The organism is Streptomyces chartreusis (assembly GCF_008704715.1).
GTDB lineage: Bacteria > Actinomycetota > Actinomycetes > Streptomycetales > Streptomycetaceae > Streptomyces > Streptomyces chartreusis.
The window spans coordinates 9,684,122-9,699,827 of the sequence record NZ_CP023689.1 but is presented as its reverse complement, the minus strand read 5'-3'; the positions used below and the strand labels follow the sequence as shown (position 1 = coordinate 9,699,827).

Annotated in this window: 14 protein-coding genes; 8 read left to right on the top strand and 6 right to left on the bottom strand. The window is 69.1% G+C overall.

The window, feature by feature from the left end; genetic code table 11:
* Window positions 1-22 precede the first annotated feature (22 nt).
* On the bottom strand, window positions 23-1,525 hold the full coding sequence (locus CP983_RS42775) for a family 43 glycosylhydrolase (protein WP_150505967.1): 1,503 nt from the start codon (window positions 1,523-1,525) through the stop codon (window positions 23-25).
* Window positions 1,526-1,821: 296 nt separating this feature from the next.
* Between CP983_RS42775 and CP983_RS42770 the strand changes: the two genes are divergently transcribed.
* Together CP983_RS42770 and CP983_RS42765 are read left to right on the top strand one after the other, a co-directional pair.
* The gene (locus CP983_RS42770; RefSeq protein ID WP_150505966.1) at window positions 1,822-3,312 is read left to right on the top strand and encodes a glycoside hydrolase family 76 protein; all 1,491 of its coding nucleotides are present in this window, start codon (window positions 1,822-1,824) and stop codon (window positions 3,310-3,312) included.
* Between the two features lie 54 nt (window positions 3,313-3,366).
* Complete coding sequence (locus CP983_RS42765; RefSeq protein WP_150505964.1) at window positions 3,367-5,220, top strand: glycoside hydrolase family 76 protein; 1,854 nt, start codon at window positions 3,367-3,369, stop codon at window positions 5,218-5,220.
* On the opposite strand, the gene CP983_RS42760 is transcribed toward CP983_RS42765, so the two are convergent.
* Window positions 5,214-6,152, bottom strand: a complete 939-nt coding sequence (locus CP983_RS42760; protein WP_373309854.1) for a tetratricopeptide repeat protein — start codon at window positions 6,150-6,152, stop codon at window positions 5,214-5,216. The genes CP983_RS42765 and CP983_RS42760 overlap by 7 nt on opposite strands.
* Window positions 6,153-6,304: 152 nt before the next feature.
* A complete protein-coding gene (locus tag CP983_RS42755; RefSeq protein WP_150505960.1) occupies window positions 6,305-6,820 on the bottom strand; it encodes a hypothetical protein in 516 nt (171 codons plus the stop codon).
* Window positions 6,821-7,109: 289 nt separating this feature from the next.
* On the opposite strand from CP983_RS42755, the gene CP983_RS42750 reads away from it, so the two are divergent.
* Entirely contained in the window at window positions 7,110-8,186 is a 1,077-nt protein-coding gene (locus CP983_RS42750) for a glycoside hydrolase family 5 protein (protein WP_150505958.1), read from the top strand.
* Window positions 8,187-8,285: 99 nt separating this feature from the next.
* Here the strand turns inward: CP983_RS42750 and CP983_RS42745 are convergent, their stop codons facing one another.
* Window positions 8,286-9,515, bottom strand: a complete 1,230-nt coding sequence (locus CP983_RS42745) for an MFS transporter (protein ID WP_150505956.1) — start codon at window positions 9,513-9,515, stop codon at window positions 8,286-8,288.
* A 324-nt stretch (window positions 9,516-9,839) separates the two neighbouring features.
* Between CP983_RS42745 and CP983_RS42740 the strand changes: the two genes are divergently transcribed.
* The 5 genes from CP983_RS42740 to CP983_RS42720 all read left to right on the top strand — a co-directional run bounded on the left by CP983_RS42740 (window position 9,840) and on the right by CP983_RS42720 (window position 13,621).
* Window positions 9,840-10,697 (top strand): NAD-dependent epimerase/dehydratase family protein, encoded by an 858-nt coding sequence (locus CP983_RS42740; protein WP_150505954.1) that lies wholly within the window; start codon window positions 9,840-9,842, stop codon window positions 10,695-10,697.
* Window positions 10,698-10,829: 132 nt separating this feature from the next.
* Entirely contained in the window at window positions 10,830-11,759 is a 930-nt protein-coding gene (locus CP983_RS42735; protein ID WP_150505952.1) for a LysR family transcriptional regulator, read from the top strand.
* Window positions 11,760-11,795: 36 nt separating this feature from the next.
* Window positions 11,796-12,596, top strand: a complete 801-nt coding sequence (locus tag CP983_RS42730; RefSeq protein WP_150505950.1) for a metalloregulator ArsR/SmtB family transcription factor — start codon at window positions 11,796-11,798, stop codon at window positions 12,594-12,596.
* Entirely contained in the window at window positions 12,593-12,979 is a 387-nt protein-coding gene (locus tag CP983_RS42725) for a VOC family protein (RefSeq protein ID WP_125526893.1), read from the top strand. Before CP983_RS42730 ends, CP983_RS42725 begins: the two co-directional genes overlap by 4 nt.
* 327 nt (window positions 12,980-13,306) lie before the next feature.
* Window positions 13,307-13,621 carry a hypothetical protein gene (locus CP983_RS42720; protein WP_150505948.1) on the top strand — a complete coding sequence of 105 codons (315 nt, stop codon included), beginning with the start codon at window positions 13,307-13,309 and terminating at the stop codon, window positions 13,619-13,621.
* Between the two features lie 9 nt (window positions 13,622-13,630).
* On the opposite strand, the gene CP983_RS42715 is transcribed toward CP983_RS42720, so the two are convergent.
* Both CP983_RS42715 and CP983_RS42710 read right to left on the bottom strand, forming a co-directional pair.
* Window positions 13,631-14,758, bottom strand: coding sequence for a sialidase family protein (locus CP983_RS42715; protein WP_150505946.1), 1,128 nt, complete (start codon window positions 14,756-14,758; stop codon window positions 13,631-13,633).
* Between the two features lie 62 nt (window positions 14,759-14,820).
* On the bottom strand, window positions 14,821-15,660 hold the full coding sequence (locus CP983_RS42710) for a calcium-binding protein (protein ID WP_229914905.1): 840 nt from the start codon (window positions 15,658-15,660) through the stop codon (window positions 14,821-14,823).
* Window positions 15,661-15,706 lie beyond the last annotated feature (46 nt).

Below are 15,706 nucleotides of genomic sequence, written 5' to 3'. Positions count from 1 at the left end.
CCGGCCTGGGGCATCCCTCACGTCACCGGGCGGCTCCGACGGCCACGTTGTCGAAGGACGCGGCGGCGTTGAAGACTCGGACGCCGTTCGCGCCGCTCGTGTAAGTGCCGTCGCTGACCGAGATCTTCGGCGTCTTCATGTCGTCGACGAACACCTTGATCGACGAGCCGACGGCGGTGACACGTATTCGGTGTGTCGAGCCGGGCGCGACGGATGTCCGGGCGGTGCCCAGCTCGGTCCAGGAGCCGTTCGCCCGGCCGAGGACCACCTTGCCGCTCGGGCTGATACCCGCGTAGTAGCCCGAGTAACTGTCCGGGCCGACCGACGGCTTGGCCACCCGGAACATCAGCCCGGCGTCCCCGCCGCCCGAGTTCACCGTGACGTCGGCGTCGTACGTGAAGTCCGCGAAATTGGTGTCGAGGAGCGACTTGGCTCCCACGTCGCGTCCCGCCCTGTACCGCCCGCCGCCGACCGACCACGTCCCGCCGTACGTCTTCCAGCCCAGGGCGTTGCCGTCGGCGAAGTTGTCCTTCACCTGCATCGCGATGCGCCGGATCGTGCCGTCCGGGTTGAAGTACATGCGGTCGTAGGCCAGTTGACGGTGGTTGCCGTCGCTCTCGCTGAGCGGACGGCGGTGGTAGAAGATGTACCAGGTGTCGGTGCCCGGCACGTTGACGACGGAGTTGTGGCCCGAGCCCTTGGCGACCGCCGGGTCCTGGGCGAGCACCTTGTCGATCTTCTGGAAGGGCCCGGTCGGCGAGTCCGACATGGCGTACGACACCGAGTAGTCGGGGCCGGTCCAGCCGCCCTCCGACCACATCAGGTAGTACTTGCCGTTCCGCTTGAACATGTAGGAACCCTCGACGTAGTTCTCGGGGGTGATCTCCTTGTAGGTCGAGCCGTCGTCGAAGGTGCCCAGGCTGGTCATGTCCGGGTTGAGCTTGACGACGTTGTTGTGGTGCCAGCCGCCGTAGTACATGTACGCCTGGCCGTCGTCGTCGATGAACACGTCCTGGTCGATGGGCTGGGCCCCGTTGTGGAACTGCGAGATCAGCGGCTTGCCGAGGGCGTCCTTGTAGGGGCCCTCGGGGCGGTCGGCCACGGCCACGCCGATGCCGCCGAGCTGGGAGTTGTTCTGGATGTCGTTCGCGGCGAAGTACAGGTAGTACTTGCCGTCGCGTTCGACCGGCGCCGGCGCCCACACCGCGTACTTCGCCCAGGTGACCTCCGCCGTCGTCAGGACGTTGCTGTGCTTGGTCCAGTTGATGAGGTCGGTCGAGGAGAACGCGTCGAGGTGGGTCTGCTCGGCGTAGGGCTTCGAAGCCGTGGGGAAGACCCAGTACTTGCCGTCGTAGATCGCGATGTCGGGGTCCGCGTACCAGCCGTCGACGAAGGGGTTCCCCGCCTCGGCGGTCGAGTACTCGGGCAGGGCCACGGCGGTGGAGGGCGAGAGCATCGCCAACAGGCCGCCGGAGAGTAGCGCGGCCCAGCACTTGGCGACGAAACCGGTCGATCTGACAGGCATGGGACCTCCGTCGGAGATCGAGAACCGACACTCGGGCGATAACGTTGTCAAGCGACTCGCAGACGTACGGTCCGGCTGGATGCCCTTCCGTGGACACTCTCTTTTACATCGATGGAATGGGACTGTAAACCCTCAACGGCCGTTCTCCTCCGCACCATTGACGAGCCGTCGTCCCGTCATTACCTTCCGAGAGCGCTCTCTTTCACTCACAGCACGTCCCCGGGCTGTCGCCTTCACCGGCGTCTTCAGGCCGCAGTCGGCGAAGCAAGGGGGCGGCGCCCTGACGGGGAGGCCCCATGACTCCCGTACGAAGACTCCGCAGACCAATTCCCCCCACCATCGGACGGTCGGCAGCGGCGATCGCCCTCGCGCTGGTCGCGGGCATCGCCTCGCCGCCCGCGTCCGCCGCCGGCACTGCCACGGCCGCGGCGACCATCTGCAACAAGTACTGCGACACCCGCGACCCCGCCCTGTCCCCCGGCGATCGCAGCCCGGTGACGACCACCCTTCACGGTCGGTCGATCGTGCTGTACTTCGACGACGCCGACGCGATGGGCTGGGCGTCCATCGCCAACGGCAGCCCCGGCGACGAGGTGTGGCTCGACCGCTCCTTCGACGGCGGCCGCACCTGGAGCTCCGGCAGCAAGCTCGGCAGCACCACCGTTCCTGTGGGCCAGCGAGGCCGGCGCACGCTGATGTACAACGTGGACGACTGGAACAACCACGGCGTCGGCGCACTGCGCGCCTGCGGCAAAGCCGGCGATCGTGTCGAGATCGCCTGTACGTCGTGGGCCCGTACCACCTGGAACTCGGGCGACCGACGCACCGCGGCGGCCACCGGGCTGATGACCTTCTACAACTACTCGACCGGCCTGTTCGACACCACCGGCTGGTGGAACTCCGCCAATTCCCTGACCTCGGTCATCGACAACATCCGTGTGTCGGGGATGGGGAGTTACTCGTACACGATCTCCCGCACCTACGACCTGAACCTGAACGCGCAGGACGGGCAGTTCCGCAACGACTACATCGACGACACCGGATGGTGGGGGCTCGCCTGGGTCGCCGCCTACGACCTGACCGGCGACCGGCGCTACCTCGACACCGCCCGCACCGACGCCGACCACATGGCGGCGTACTGGGACGGCACCTGCGGCGGCGGAGTGTGGTGGAGCACGGCGAGAACCTACAAGAACGCCATCGCCAACTCCCTCTACATCCAACTCAACGCGGCCCTGCACAACCGGATCCCGGGCGACACCACGTATCGGGAGCGGGCCCGGGCCGGCTGGTCCTGGTTCCAGGGCACCGGAATGATCAACGGCTCGAATCTGGTCAACGACGGTATCGACCTGGGCACTTGCCGCAACAACGGCCAGCCGGTCTGGTCGTACAACCAAGGTGTCCTGCTCGGCGCCCTCACCGAGCTGCACCGGGCCACGGGTGACGGCGCGCTGCTCGACCGGGCACGGCAGATCGCCGATGCCGCGACCACGGCTTCCTCGCTGCACACCGCCGAGGGCATCCTGCGCGACCCGTGCGAGGGCGGCGACTGCGGCGCCGACGGGCCGTCCTTCAAGGGCGCGCACGTGCGCGGTCTGGGGAAGCTCAACGCCGCACTGCCGGACCGTCCCTACACGGCCTACCTGCAGCGCCAGGCGAGCCGTGCCCATTCGAGCGACCGCAACGCCCTCGATCAGTACGGACTGCGCTGGTCGGGCCCGCTCGACAAGGTGGACGCGGCACGGCAGCACAGCGCCGTCGACCTGCTCAACGCGGCGCCGTGACAGGAGAGTTCGCAACACCACACCGAGTGGCGGAGGAAGGGCGGGTACGTCGTCATGTCAGTACTGAGACATCGCGCTTGGATCGGCATCCTGGTCCTGGCGCTCGCTGTCGCCGGACTGGTCGCACTGCCCACGCCGGCCCACGCGGCGCCGGCGGTCTGCGCGCTGGCCTGCGACACGCTGGACCCCTCGAAGGCGCGTCAGGAGACGTTCCCCGTTCCGGACCGGAACATCAACGGTCGCGTCCTCCGACTGCACGTCTCCGACCCCGACAACATGGCGTGGGCCGGCATCGACAAGGGTGTGCGGGGTGACTCGGTCTGGCTCGACCGGTCCTGGGACCGCGGTGCCACCTGGGAGCCGCTGCTGGGCAGGGCCAGCATCCCCGACACATGGACCGGCACGCGGACGCTCATGTACAACATCTCCGACCCGGTCGGTCACCGGCGCGGCTGGATCCGGGCCTGCGGCGACGCCGGCGCGGTCAACTGCACCGACTGGGTGTACCCGCGAGTCTGCGACGGAACGTCCTGTGACGGCGCCGACCCCGCCACCGCGTCCGGCGACGACACCCCGGTCCCCTCGACCACCATCTTCGGCCGCGCCGTCAGCCTGCACGTCGACCAGCGCAACGGCATGGCCTGGGGCGTGATCGAGGGCGGCGGCGCGGGCGACGAGATCTGGCTCGACCGTTCCTGGGACGCCGGCGCGAGCCGGCCCGAGGGCTCCTCCCTCGGCCGCAGGAGTGTGGCGTCCGGGGCGTCCTCGACCCGGACCACGATGTTCGCCACCCGCGACCCGCGTGGCCTGCTGTACGGCGGGGCGGTCCGCGCCTGCGGCCGTGAGGCCTCCCATCAGGAGGGCAGCTGTACGGCCTGGGTGAGGCCCGCGCCGACCCGGGCCCGCGCGGCGGCGGACGCGCTGCTGGCGTCGTACCAGACCAACGAGGGCTGGTGGCGCAGCAGTTGGTGGAACTCGGCGGTCGCGCTCACGTCGGTCATCGATTTCGCCGAGCGGAGCGGGCGCCATGACTACGACTGGGTGATCGCTCGCACCTTCGAGCAGAACCGTGGCGTCTTCCCCGCGGGCGTGCGCAGTTCGGACGCCATCGAGGGCCACTTCATCAGCCGCGCCATCGATGACGCGGCCTGGTGGGCGGTGGCCTGGATCGCGGCGTACGACTACACCGGCGAGCGCCGGTATCTGGACGAGGCGGTCACCATCACCGACTACGTCCACCAGTTCTGGGATCCGGGCACGTGCGGTGGCGGTGTCTATTGGGACCGGGAGCGCACGTACAAGAACGCCGTGACCAACGGGCTGTACCTGTGGCTCACCACCTCGCTGCACCAGCGCCTGGCCGGGGACACAGTATGGGGCGGCCGGGCGGCCACGGCGGCGGACTGGTACCTCGCCAGCGGCATGATCAACTCGGCGGGATTGGTCAATGACGGCCTGACCAGGGGCTGCGCCAACAACGGCCAGACGGTGTGGAGTTACAACCAGGGTCTGGCCATCGGCGCCTTCACCCAACTGTGGCGATCCACCGGGAACGGCCGCTACCGGGACACGGCCACGCGCCTGGCCGACGCCGCGATCTCGTCGCCGGTACTCACCCGCGACGGCATCCTGACCGAGTCCTGCGACCTCGCGGCGAACTCCTGTGACGACAACCAGAAGCAGTTCAAGGGCATCTTCATGCGTCACCTGGCGGACCTGGCGGACGCCACCGGATCCGCCTCCTACCGGACGTACACCGAGAGGCAGGCCGATTCGATCTGGACCAAGAACCGTGACTCCCTGAACCGCCTCGGCCAGCGCTGGTCCGGCACCACTCCCAACCCGTCCGACTGGCGCACTCAGGCCAGTGCGTTGGAGGCATTGACGGCTGCGGAGCACCTTCAGTAATTACGGATGGCAAGGGCTTCGGCGACGAGTTTCCGAGGCAGTTTCGGCCCCGCACACGCGTAGTCGATCAGGAGGTTCCGGTAGGTGTTGTTCGCGAGTTGTGGCGCCAGGGTGATCAGGGCCCTCAGGTCGTCGGACGAGCCGGAGAGGCGGGTGCGGTAGGCGGCGCTCGCCGCGCGCAGGGAGACTTCGTCGGGTTCGTGTTCCAGGCCCTGTTCGACGAGGCTCGCAGCTGCGGCGAAGTCGCCCTGCTCCGCGCGTACGTCCGCCAGGTCCAGGTAGAGGGACCAGTTGGCGGGGTCCAGGAGCAAGGCGCGTTCGTAGGCCTCGGCAGCCTGATCCAGGTCGCCCATCACGCGCCAGGTGGCCGCCCGTGCGACCGCGGTCCACATGCCCCGCTCGACGCCGTCGGCGCGGTCGCACAGGGCGAAGGACAGTTCGTAGCGGCCGCAGGCCCGGGGCAGCCGGGCCATGGCAGCCAGCGACTCGGGTACGGGACTGCGTTCGGACACCACGTCGAGGGCATGGAACCAGGGCGCGAACCGGTCCCGCATCTCGTCGGTGTCCAGGTCGTGGCCGTAGTCCAACGTCCGCAGGCACGCCTCGGCCAGCGCCTCGGCGCTCACCTCGTCGAGAAAGCGCGCATGACCGAACCAGGGCGCGGCGCCCCAGGCCACGTCGGGCCGCACACCCGTGACGGAGCCGAGGGTCATCGCCGCGTTGTCCATGTCCCCTTCGAGGAACATGAAGTAGGCCTGCGCGAGCACAGCGCTCAAGGAACCTTCGGTTTCGAGGTCCCGCTTCAGTTCCGGGCCCTGGTCCTGCCGCAACTCGGCGAGGGCCGCATAGGGTTCCGGGGCCGACGGTGCCGCGGCTATCGCCCTCACCAGTAGCTCCACGGCGCCCACCGGGCTTCCGCCGCAGTGCGCCATCACCCGAGCGAGACTGATTCCCGCCGCCACTGACTGATTCGACATTGCCAGAGAATAACCGTGGCCGACGGAGGGTGCTCAGGCCCCCTTCCGGCAGCCTCAGAAAGGCTGCCGGAAGAGCTGGGAGTCATCGGTGACGTGCGGCGATGGGTTCAGCAGCCGCCGCAGTTGTAGTAGAGGACGTCCCAGTGGTTGCCCTCGTCGGCGTAGATGTTGCCCGAGCCCGAGCGCCACTGGGGAGCGCCGTCACCGCGCGGGCCGATATAGGTGAAGTTGTTCTTGATGTAGTTCCCGACACAGGTGTACTTGGCGAGGTCGAGCTTGTAGCCGTTCCAGTGCGAGTACGTGCCGGAGGCGTGTCCGGTCTCGGTGCCGCCCGTGATGTTCACGGCGCAGCCGCTGGCGCGCTTGAGCGTCTGTGCGCCTTGGGCGGTGGCCAGGTTGAGCTGATCGAAGGACGTACAGGTGGAGTTGTTCCGGTTGGAGCAGTTCCCGGACGACGACCAGGTGATACCGACCTGCTGGAACATGGAAGTCGCGGTGGCGTGACTGATCTTGGTGACGGCGAACGCTTCGCCGGCGGTGCCGACGACGACGGCGCCGGGGGCGACGACGAGGGCGAGAGCGGTCAGGACCGAGCGGAGCTTCAAGGTCTTGGTGACCTTCATCGGGGGACCTTCCTGCGGTGGGCCACGGTTCCTGTGGGGCGGCTGTGCAGGTGGTGCAGGAAGCATCGTGCCCGCGGTCTACGCGCGTTGGCCAGAGGACAAAGCGGAACGCGTCGCCCAGCCCTCCGTCCCCGGTGAGCACCTTGAGTGTCGGTGTCACGTACATGAACTCGACCTGTGAATGTCCGAGGGAGTGTGGATGACGACGAGCCTCTTGTAGCACCAGAAGTGCTCTGCTTTCCTCCATTAGGAAAGTTTCCTATCAATCACTCACATGAACGAGGTTCATATGAGGGCATCACTTCTGTCGCTACGGAAGGGTGCGGTGGCCACCGCGCTCGGGAGCGCCCTGCTGCTTCTCCTCGGCGTCGCCCCGACGGGATCGGCACACGCGACCACCACCGATCAGCGTGCCGCGGCGGCTGCCGGTCCCGTCTCCGTCAACGGCCAGCTCAAGGTCTGCGGCACCAAGTTGTGCAACAGCCGCGGGAACCCCATCCAGTTACGCGGCATGAGCACCCACGGCACCCAGTGGTACCCGCACTGTCTGACCGGCGGTTCGCTCGACGCACTGGCCGGCGACTGGAACGCCGACGTCCTGCGCGTCTCGACCTACGTGCAGGAGGGCGGCTACGAGACGAACCCCCAGCACTTCACCAACCTCGCGAACTCCCTGATCCAGCAGGCGACCGACCGCGGCATGTACGTGATCGTCGACTGGCACATGCTCACCCCGGGCGACCCCAACACCAACCTGAGCAAGGCCCGGCAGTTCTTCACCGACATCGCCAACCGGAACAAGGACAAGAACAACATCCTGTACGAGATCGCGAACGAGCCGAGCGGGGTGAGCTGGTCGCGGATCAAGAGCTACGCGGAGCAGATCATCCCGACCATCCGCAACATCGACTCCGACGCTCCGGTGCTCGTCGGGACGCGCGCGTGGTCCTCGTTCGGCGTGTCCGAGGGAGCCGACGAGTCGGAGGTGGTGAACAACCCGGTCAGGGCGTCCAACATCATGTACACCTTCCACTTCTACGCGTACTCGCACCGCGACGAGTACCTGGCGACCCTCTCCCGCGCCGCCGACAAGCTCCCGGTGTTCGTCACCGAGTTCGGCACCCAGAACTACGCCGGAGAGGGCAGCAACGACTTCGCCATGTCGCAGCGGTACCTGGACCTCATGGCGGCCAAGAAGATCAGCTGGACGAACTGGAACTTCTCCGACGACAACCGCTCCGGAGCCGTCTTCAAGACCGGGACCTGCGACAGGTCCGGCCCCTGGACCGGCACCTCGCCGCTGAAGCCCGCCGGCGTCTGGATCCGCGAGCGCGTCAGGTCGCAGGACAACTTCCCGACCGCGTGACCCCGACTCGAAGCGGTGCACGGCGAAGATGAACATGAACGACCAGGTGGCCTGTGTGTCTCACACAGGCCACCCACTCACACAGGCCACCCCTCGTCGTCACCCCTTGGCAGAGCTGGTGGGTGCCGCCTCCGGCAGGCCTTCCGCCGCGGACGACGTGATCACTTCGGAGCTCTCGGAACCCCGGCCGCCCCGGTCCATCAGGCCGCCCGTGAAGGCCAGGCCGAGGCCGGCCACGGCGAGCGCGGCGCCGACGAGGTTCGGAGAAGCCCAGCCCCAGCCCGCGGAGATGGCCAGTCCGCCGAGCCAGGCACCGCCCGCGTTGGCCAGGTTGAAGGCGGAATGGTTGGAGGCCGCGGCCATCGTCGGAGCGTTCTTGGCCTTCGCCATCAGCAGCATCTGTACGGGCGTGGTGATCAGGGCACCCATCGCGCCGATGAAGGTGATCGTGACCAGGGCCGGAACGGTGCTGTGGACGGTGAAGTAGAACGCCACCAGCCCGGCCGCGAGCAGGGCGAGTCCCGCGTAGAGCGTCGGTCGCAGGGCGCGGTCGGTGAGGGGGCCGGCGATCAGCGTGCCGGCCGTCATGCCGACGCCGTACAGCGCGAGGACCAGGGTGGTCGAGGTGTCGGAGATGCCCGTCAGGTGGGTCAACATCGGCACGAGGTAGCTGTACACGGCGAAGAAGCCGCCGAAGCCGACCACTGCCGTGGCCAGGCCGATCACGACCTGCCGGTTGGCCATGGCCCGCACCTCGTGCCGTATGCCGGCCTGCTGACCGCGCGGCTGGTGGGGAACGAACGCGGCCAGGGCGGCCAGCGCGACGACGCCGATGACGGCGACGGCTGCGTAGGCGGACCGCCAGCCCAGCTGCTGGCCGAGCGCGGTGCCGGCCGGGACGCCGATGATGTTCGCGACGGTCAGGCCGAGGAACATCTTCGACACGGCGCGTGCGGCCCGATCGGGGGCGACCAGCCGGGAGGCGACGACGGCGCCGACGCCGAAGAGCGCGCCGTGCGGCAGCCCCGCCAGGAATCGCGCCGCGAACAGCAGGCCGAAGTTCGGGGCGAGCGCGGATGCGATGTTGCCGATCACGAACAGTCCCGACAGCAGCAACAGCAGCCGCTTGTGCGGTACGCGGGCGCAGATGCCGGTCAGTACGGGGGCGCCGACGACGACACCGAGCGCGTAGGCCGACACGAGGTTGCCGGCGTGGGGTACCGACACCCCGATCCCGTCGGCGATCTGGGGCAGCAGCCCCATCGTGGCGAACTCGGTCGTGCCGATGCCGAAGGCGACGACAGCCAGGGCCAACAGAGCCAGAGGCATGGAGCGGTAGAACCTTTCGAAGACAGCGGTCCAGGGACGAGGGAGCAGAGAAGGCCGAGGTCGTGGGGACTCCCACCTCGGCCGGCCGCGTCGAGCACCGTTGCCCAGCGCGCCCCCACACAGGGCGAGCCCATGAACAGTGCAGCAGTCGTGGGAAACCGCGCATTCCAAGATCGGGCCGCCTCTTGACGTGATCTACGTCATGCCCGATTCCGTGATGCCCCACGGGTATCACAGGCACCGGAAGAGGTCTTGGACGGGGCGTCGTCGTCGGACGGAGGCTGTGAGGGCAAGGCAAGCCACCGACACGCAGGAGACACGATCATGAGGGTTTTCCTCACCGGCGGATCCGGTTACATCGGCGGGGCGACGATCGGCGCACTGCTCCGGCACGGACACACCGTGGAGGCGCTGGCGCGCAACGACCGTGCCGCCGAGACGGTCAGGGCCCTCGGAGCGGCTCCGGTGCCGGGCGGCCTGGGGGATCTCGGCGTCCTGAACGCCGCGGCGGCGCGTGCGGAGGCGGTCGTACACCTGGCGCAGGCAGAGTCCGGCGACGAGGACCTGGCGGCCGCCACCGCCATGCAGGACGGCATCGGCTCCGGCCCCTATGTGCACACGGGCGGCACCTGGGTCTACGGCGACACCCAGGGCGTGGCCGACGAGACCGCCCCCTGGAACCCGCCCTCCCTCGTCGCCTGGCGCGAGCCCGTCGAGGAAGCCGTACTCCGACGGGCGCGGCAGGGCGGCCGGCCCGTCCTGATGCAGCCCGGTCTGCTGTACGGCGGCGAGAACCGCCTGATCGACCTCTTCTACACGAGCCCCGGCAAGGATGCGGGCGCCATCCCGTACATCGGCACCGGCGAGAACCACTGGCCCCTCGTGCACATCGACGACATCGCCGAGCTGTACGTGGCAGCGCTGAAGGCCGCGCCGGGTGCGGTGTACGTCGGGGTGGGCGGCGTGAACCCGACCGCCAAGGACTGCGCGCTGGCCCTCAGCCGGTCCGCGGGCATCGACGGCAAGGTCGTCTCGATCAGCCTGGAGCAGGCTCGTGAGCGGATGGGCCCGATCGCCGACGCGTTCGCCCTGGACCAGCAGTTCACCCCTGCCCGCGCGCGGGCCGAACTGGGCTGGGTTCCCACCCGCACCGACCCACTGGCCGTACTCGGCCGCCGCTGAGCAGGTCCGTCCGTGCACGGCCGGCTGCGGACCTACGGGGCTCTGACATACCTGAGCAGTAGATTTGTGGTCGCCTTCCAATACGGCCGGCCACGACGAGTGCCGTGGCGACAGAGTTAGCGGTGACCCCAGGTGGATCTTGATCTGCGGAAGCTCCGGTACTTCGTGGCAGTGGCGGAGGAGCTGCACTTCGGACGGGCGGCCGAGCGACTGCACATCGCCCAGCCGGTGCTGTCCCGGCAGATCCGCAGCCTGGAGGACGAGCTCGGTGCGGAAGTGTTCGACCGCGGCCGCCGCGGCACCCTGCTCACCCCAGCCGGAAAACAGCTGCTGGAGGACGCCCTCCCGCTGCTCGCCTCGGCCCAGGCTCTGGTCAGGCGGGTGAAGTCCTCGGCTCAGGGCACGCAGTCGCTGACCATCGGCTTCATGCCCGGCATCACCGTCACCCCGGCCATGATCGCTTTCACCGGGCTCCATCCCGACGTCAATGTCCGCCTGCTGCGCATCACTTGGGAGGACCAGGTGGCCGTGCTGCTGGACGGCAGGGCCGACGTCGGGATCGTGCGGCTGCCCATCGACCGGCAGGGTCTGGAGGTGCGTCCTCTCTTCCAGGAACCCCGGGTCGTCATGGTCCCCGTCGGGCATCGCTTGGCCGACCGGCGATCGGTGACCGTCAAGGACCTGGCCGCCGAGCATCTGCTCCAGGATCCGGACGCCGTTCCTGAGTGGCGTGACGTTGCGCTGGAGTTGCAGAGCGGGGAACGCCCCGAGGTACCGGTGATTCACCAGGTGGAGGAGAAGCTGGAACTGGTGGCCGCCGGAGCCGGCATCTGTGTGCTCCCGCTGTCCACCGCCAACTTCTACACCCGGCCGGACGTGCTCCCGCTGCCCGTGGACGACCTCGGCCCCAACGAAGTGGCCCTGGCATGGGTGGCGGCTCGCCGGTCCCCGCTCATCCGGGACTTCGCCGAGGCGGCAGCGGACACCCTTGGCCCAGGCCCACACACATCGGACACCTTGGCCCAGGCCCACCCCGGGGAGCGGAGACCATCGGCCGACTAGGTGATGCATCAATCCGAATTGATGTAACGTCGACATATGGCCTCCCATCCCCGGGACGTGACCGTCGCGCCACCCGAGTTCCTGCGGCTGGCAGCGCATCCGCTGCGCTGGCGGCTGCTGACAGAGCTCGCGGACGGCGACCATCGGGTCCGTGAGCTTGTCGAACGCGTCGGGGAGCCGCAGAACCTGGTGTCGTACCACCTACGGCTGCTCCGCGACGGCGGACTGGTCACAGCCCGCCGCAGCAGCTTCGACGGCCGCGACAGCTACTACCGTCTCGACCTGGAGCGATGCGCTCACGGGCTGGCGGCAAGCGGTGCGGCCCTGCACCCGGCGTTGCGCCCGGAGCCACCCGCACTCCCCCGCCGTCAGGCCGCCCAGACGCCAGCCCACCGCCCGGCGGTGCTCTTCGTGTGCACCGGGAACAGCGCCCGCTCGCCGATCGCCGAAGCCCTGCTGCGCCACCACACCGCCGGCCGCGTGACGACGGCCAGCGCCGGCACCAGACCCAAACCGCACCTGCATCCGCATGCGGTCCGCGTGCTGCGCGAGTCGTTCGGCATCGACCTCTCCGGCAGTCGCACCCGGCACGTGGACGACCTGGCCGACCGCCGCTTCGACCACGTGATCACCCTGTGCGACAAGGCTCGCGAGGTCTGCCCGGAGTTCGGCGCGCGGCGGGTCCACTGGAGCATGGCCGACCCCGGCGCGCCGGACGGCCCGGGCCAGGTCGGCTATGCGGCCTTCGAACACGCCGCAGCCGACATAGACATCCGGATCAGGTACTTGATGCTGGTCCTGAACATCCCCGAGACCGTTACGAGGTCCGAGCCATGACTTCCCACGACGAATACGTGAGCGTCCGCTACCTCGTCGACGACGTGCAGGCCGCCGCCGACTTCTACACCACCCACCTCGGGTTCACCCTGAACTCCAGCGCCGCCCCGGCCTTCGCCGACGTGACCCGAGGCCGACTGCGGCTGCTTCTGTCGGGCCCGGCGAGTTCGGGTGCCCGGGCCACGCCGAAGGAGGCAGCCGTCGCGGGCGGCAACCGCATCCACCTCACCTACGACGACCTCGACGCCGAGATCGACCGGCTCGGGGGTGCGGGGTTGACCTTCCGCAGTGAGGTCGTCGCCGGTCCGGGCGGCCGTCAGATTCTGCTGGCCGACCCGGCAGGCAACCTCATCGAGCTGTTCCAGCCGGCCCACCGGCCCTGATCGGACGCCCGCTTCCCCACCGTCGCCGCCGTGAAGTCGGCGGAGGTCAGGAGCTGTTCGGGACGACAAGGCCCGACTCGACAGGATGGTGGGGGCCGTCATCGCCATCCCCCGGGCCTGACTGCCGCAACCCTCGGCCGACGCGCCCTCACCCGCTCCCGACAGGCCGAGCGGACCGCCGACCGCCTCGAACGCGAGCTCGGGTCCACCTGACGGGCTTAGGTCAGCGACTCCAGGAGTACGCGCCGTGAGCTATGGACCCGCCCCGCACGCCCTGCCATGATCACGGTGGCGTCCGGCGTGGGACCGGGACGCGTGGGAGTGACCGTGAATCCGTACATCGCCATCCCCCTCGCCCTGTTGATGCTTCTCATCGCCGCCTCCGGTGTCGCGGCGGTCACCCACGCCTGGATGCTCCCCTGGAACCGGCGCCATGTCCGCTCCCCGCGTGTCCACGGCTGGGGTCAGCTGGTACTTGCCTTCGCGCTGGGCTGGCAGCTGGTCTGCGGAATGCTCATCGGCGACTCCGGCGCCCGCGCAACGGGCACGCTGATCGGCAGTGGTCTTCTCCTGGCCGGGCTCGTCGTCATGATGGTGGGTCAGCTCGCGGGTCGTGATCGCAAGAGTGGCGGCACACCCTAGGTACTTCTCCTACTGGTGCCGCCGCCAGTCGCGGCCGCCGTCGCGAGAGATCCACAGCCCTTCGCCCTTCACCAGGCCGTACGTCGCCGTGGTCGCGTCCGCCATGCCGTAGAGCGTCGTGCCGTGAACGGTGAGGGACGTGAATGTCGTCGGCGTTTTCAGTTCGTGGAAGGCGGTGTTGGTGTGGTCGTCGGCGAGCCAGTAGCGGCCGCCTTCCTCACCCACGAGCAGTCGACCATCGCTCAGGAGCTCCAGGACCAGCGACTCCGGGCCGCGCTTCAGGTTTTTCCAGGCGATGCCGCCCGCGAGGACCGTACGCCAGTGCTCGCCGCCGTCGGTCGTCACCAGCAGGCCGCTCACACTCTCGCTCCGGATGAGCGGCAGGGCCACGGTGCCGCCGCGCGCGACGATGGCTCCACCGCCCACATACGGCTTCGGGACCGTCGTAGAACCCAAGGTGCGCCCGTCGCGCTGCCATACGACGCGGTCGGGGTCCTCGGTCAAGGACTGGTCCAGGGTCCAGACCGTGCCGCCCTCGTCGACAGCGACGCGGACCGCGCCTTCCGGCAGTCCGGCCGGGGGCGCCGCCGTGCGCGTGGCCGGGCGGTAGACAAGGGTCGGCTCCAGTTCGGCGAGAAGGACGTCGCCGGGTCGGGTGCGCACTGGCGTCCCGCTGATGACGACCTTCTGCCGCTTGCCGCGTACGTCGAGGGCGTAGGCCGCCCCGGCTCCCCCTTCCGTCGGCACCCTCACGAAGCCGCCGGCCACCCCCTTGAACTCGGCCGGTGCCGCCTCCGCGTCCGTGTGTTCCGCCTGCTGGGCGACCGTGGCCCCGTCCGGGCCGATGATGCGCCAGGCGGTCGCAGCCGGGCCTTCGTCGTCCTCGACGTTGCGGGCGTCGTACGTCAGCAGTAGCGAACCGTCGTCCGCGCGCGCCACGTCGGTGGGCGCTCCTGCCATTTCGATGACGTCGGCGGGGCGCGGGTGCGGGTCCTCGATGACGCGCTTGTACTTCGCCTCACGCCCGCCCGAGTCCACGCTCTCGGCGCCACCCTGACTGCACGCGGTGAGCGCCAGCGCCGCACAGGCCGCGGCCAAGACTGTCCGCCGCCTGTGCTTCTTCTGCCGTCGCATCATGGCCGTATCGTCACATGCCGCTGAGGCGGCCTCGGCACGAACGGCTCGTGGTCCTGGTCGGGTCAGGGGCGCACGTCGACGTAGTCGCCGGTGGCCTTGGCCGGGCCGGTGGTGGTCGTGCCCGCGAAGTTCCAGCGCCAGTAGCCGTCCTTGACCGCCTTGACCGTGGTGCGCAGGGTGCCGGTGCTGCTGGTCTTCACCGTGACCACGGTGGTGTAGGTGCTGCTGTCCTTCGGGCGGAACTGGAGGTTCACGGTCTGGCCCGCGTATCCCGCGTACCGGTAGGTGTCCCAGTTGGCCCGCACGAGTTTGCCGGTGACAGTGATGCGGGCGCCCTTGGTCACCGGCTCCGGTGACGCGTTGACCGTGAGCTGCGCGGCACGCTTGAGGCGGAAGGACCCGACGCCCGGGGCGAAGACGGAGTCTCCGTCGCTGGTGTCGGCGAGGGCGTCGACCGACCATGTGCCCGCGTTGGCGTTGGTCAGGTCCACCGGATCGTCGCTGCCCGGGGCGGGGTGGGCGTTGACGGTGAACACCGTCGTGCAGGCCGTCGCGCTCTCGCAGAACGCGTCGGTGGTGTAAAAGCCGCCGTGCGGTCCTTTGAGGTCCACGTCGACGAAGGACAGCCCGGGGTCGGCCGATCCGTTGACCGTGACCGGGAAGACCACGTTGTGCGTGGTACCCACGATGACGTCGTGCCCGGAGTTGACGGTGGCACCGCTGACGACCGGCTCCGTGGCGGCATCGGCCGGGGCGCCCACCCCTGTCAGCAGGACGACGGCGGCCCCCAGCACGACACCGCGGCTTGTCGCGCGTACGCCCGGCTTGCCGTGCGGGGCAGGCGCGGCGATGTCGTGCCCGCTGCCCGGTCTGTCGCCAAGGGGTGTGGCGTAGCGGCTCATGAACCCTCCCAGGAGTGACGGGCTCCGCTGCCAACCACCGGACGAG

Excerpts from the sequence above, each read along its gene's own strand:
- CP983_RS42775 (WP_150505967.1), bottom strand. The coding sequence starts at position 1,525 with ATGCCTGTCAGATCGACCGGTTTCGTCGCCAAGTGCTGGGCCGCGCTA.
- CP983_RS42770 (WP_150505966.1), top strand. The coding sequence starts at position 1,822 with ATGACTCCCGTACGAAGACTCCGCAGACCAATTCCCCCCACCATCGGA.
- CP983_RS42765 (WP_150505964.1), top strand. The coding sequence starts at position 3,367 with ATGTCAGTACTGAGACATCGCGCTTGGATCGGCATCCTGGTCCTGGCG.
- CP983_RS42760 (WP_373309854.1), bottom strand. The coding sequence starts at position 6,152 with ATGGCGCACTGCGGCGGAAGCCCGGTGGGCGCCGTGGAGCTACTGGTG.
- CP983_RS42755 (WP_150505960.1), bottom strand. The coding sequence starts at position 6,820 with ATGAAGGTCACCAAGACCTTGAAGCTCCGCTCGGTCCTGACCGCTCTC.
- CP983_RS42750 (WP_150505958.1), top strand. The coding sequence starts at position 7,110 with ATGAGGGCATCACTTCTGTCGCTACGGAAGGGTGCGGTGGCCACCGCG.
- CP983_RS42745 (WP_150505956.1), bottom strand. The coding sequence starts at position 9,515 with ATGCCTCTGGCTCTGTTGGCCCTGGCTGTCGTCGCCTTCGGCATCGGC.
- CP983_RS42740 (WP_150505954.1), top strand. The coding sequence starts at position 9,840 with ATGAGGGTTTTCCTCACCGGCGGATCCGGTTACATCGGCGGGGCGACG.
- CP983_RS42730 (WP_150505950.1), top strand. The coding sequence starts at position 11,796 with ATGGCCTCCCATCCCCGGGACGTGACCGTCGCGCCACCCGAGTTCCTG.
- CP983_RS42725 (WP_125526893.1), top strand. The coding sequence starts at position 12,593 with ATGACTTCCCACGACGAATACGTGAGCGTCCGCTACCTCGTCGACGAC.
- CP983_RS42715 (WP_150505946.1), bottom strand. The coding sequence starts at position 14,758 with ATGATGCGACGGCAGAAGAAGCACAGGCGGCGGACAGTCTTGGCCGCG.
- CP983_RS42710 (WP_229914905.1), bottom strand. The coding sequence starts at position 15,660 with ATGAGCCGCTACGCCACACCCCTTGGCGACAGACCGGGCAGCGGGCAC.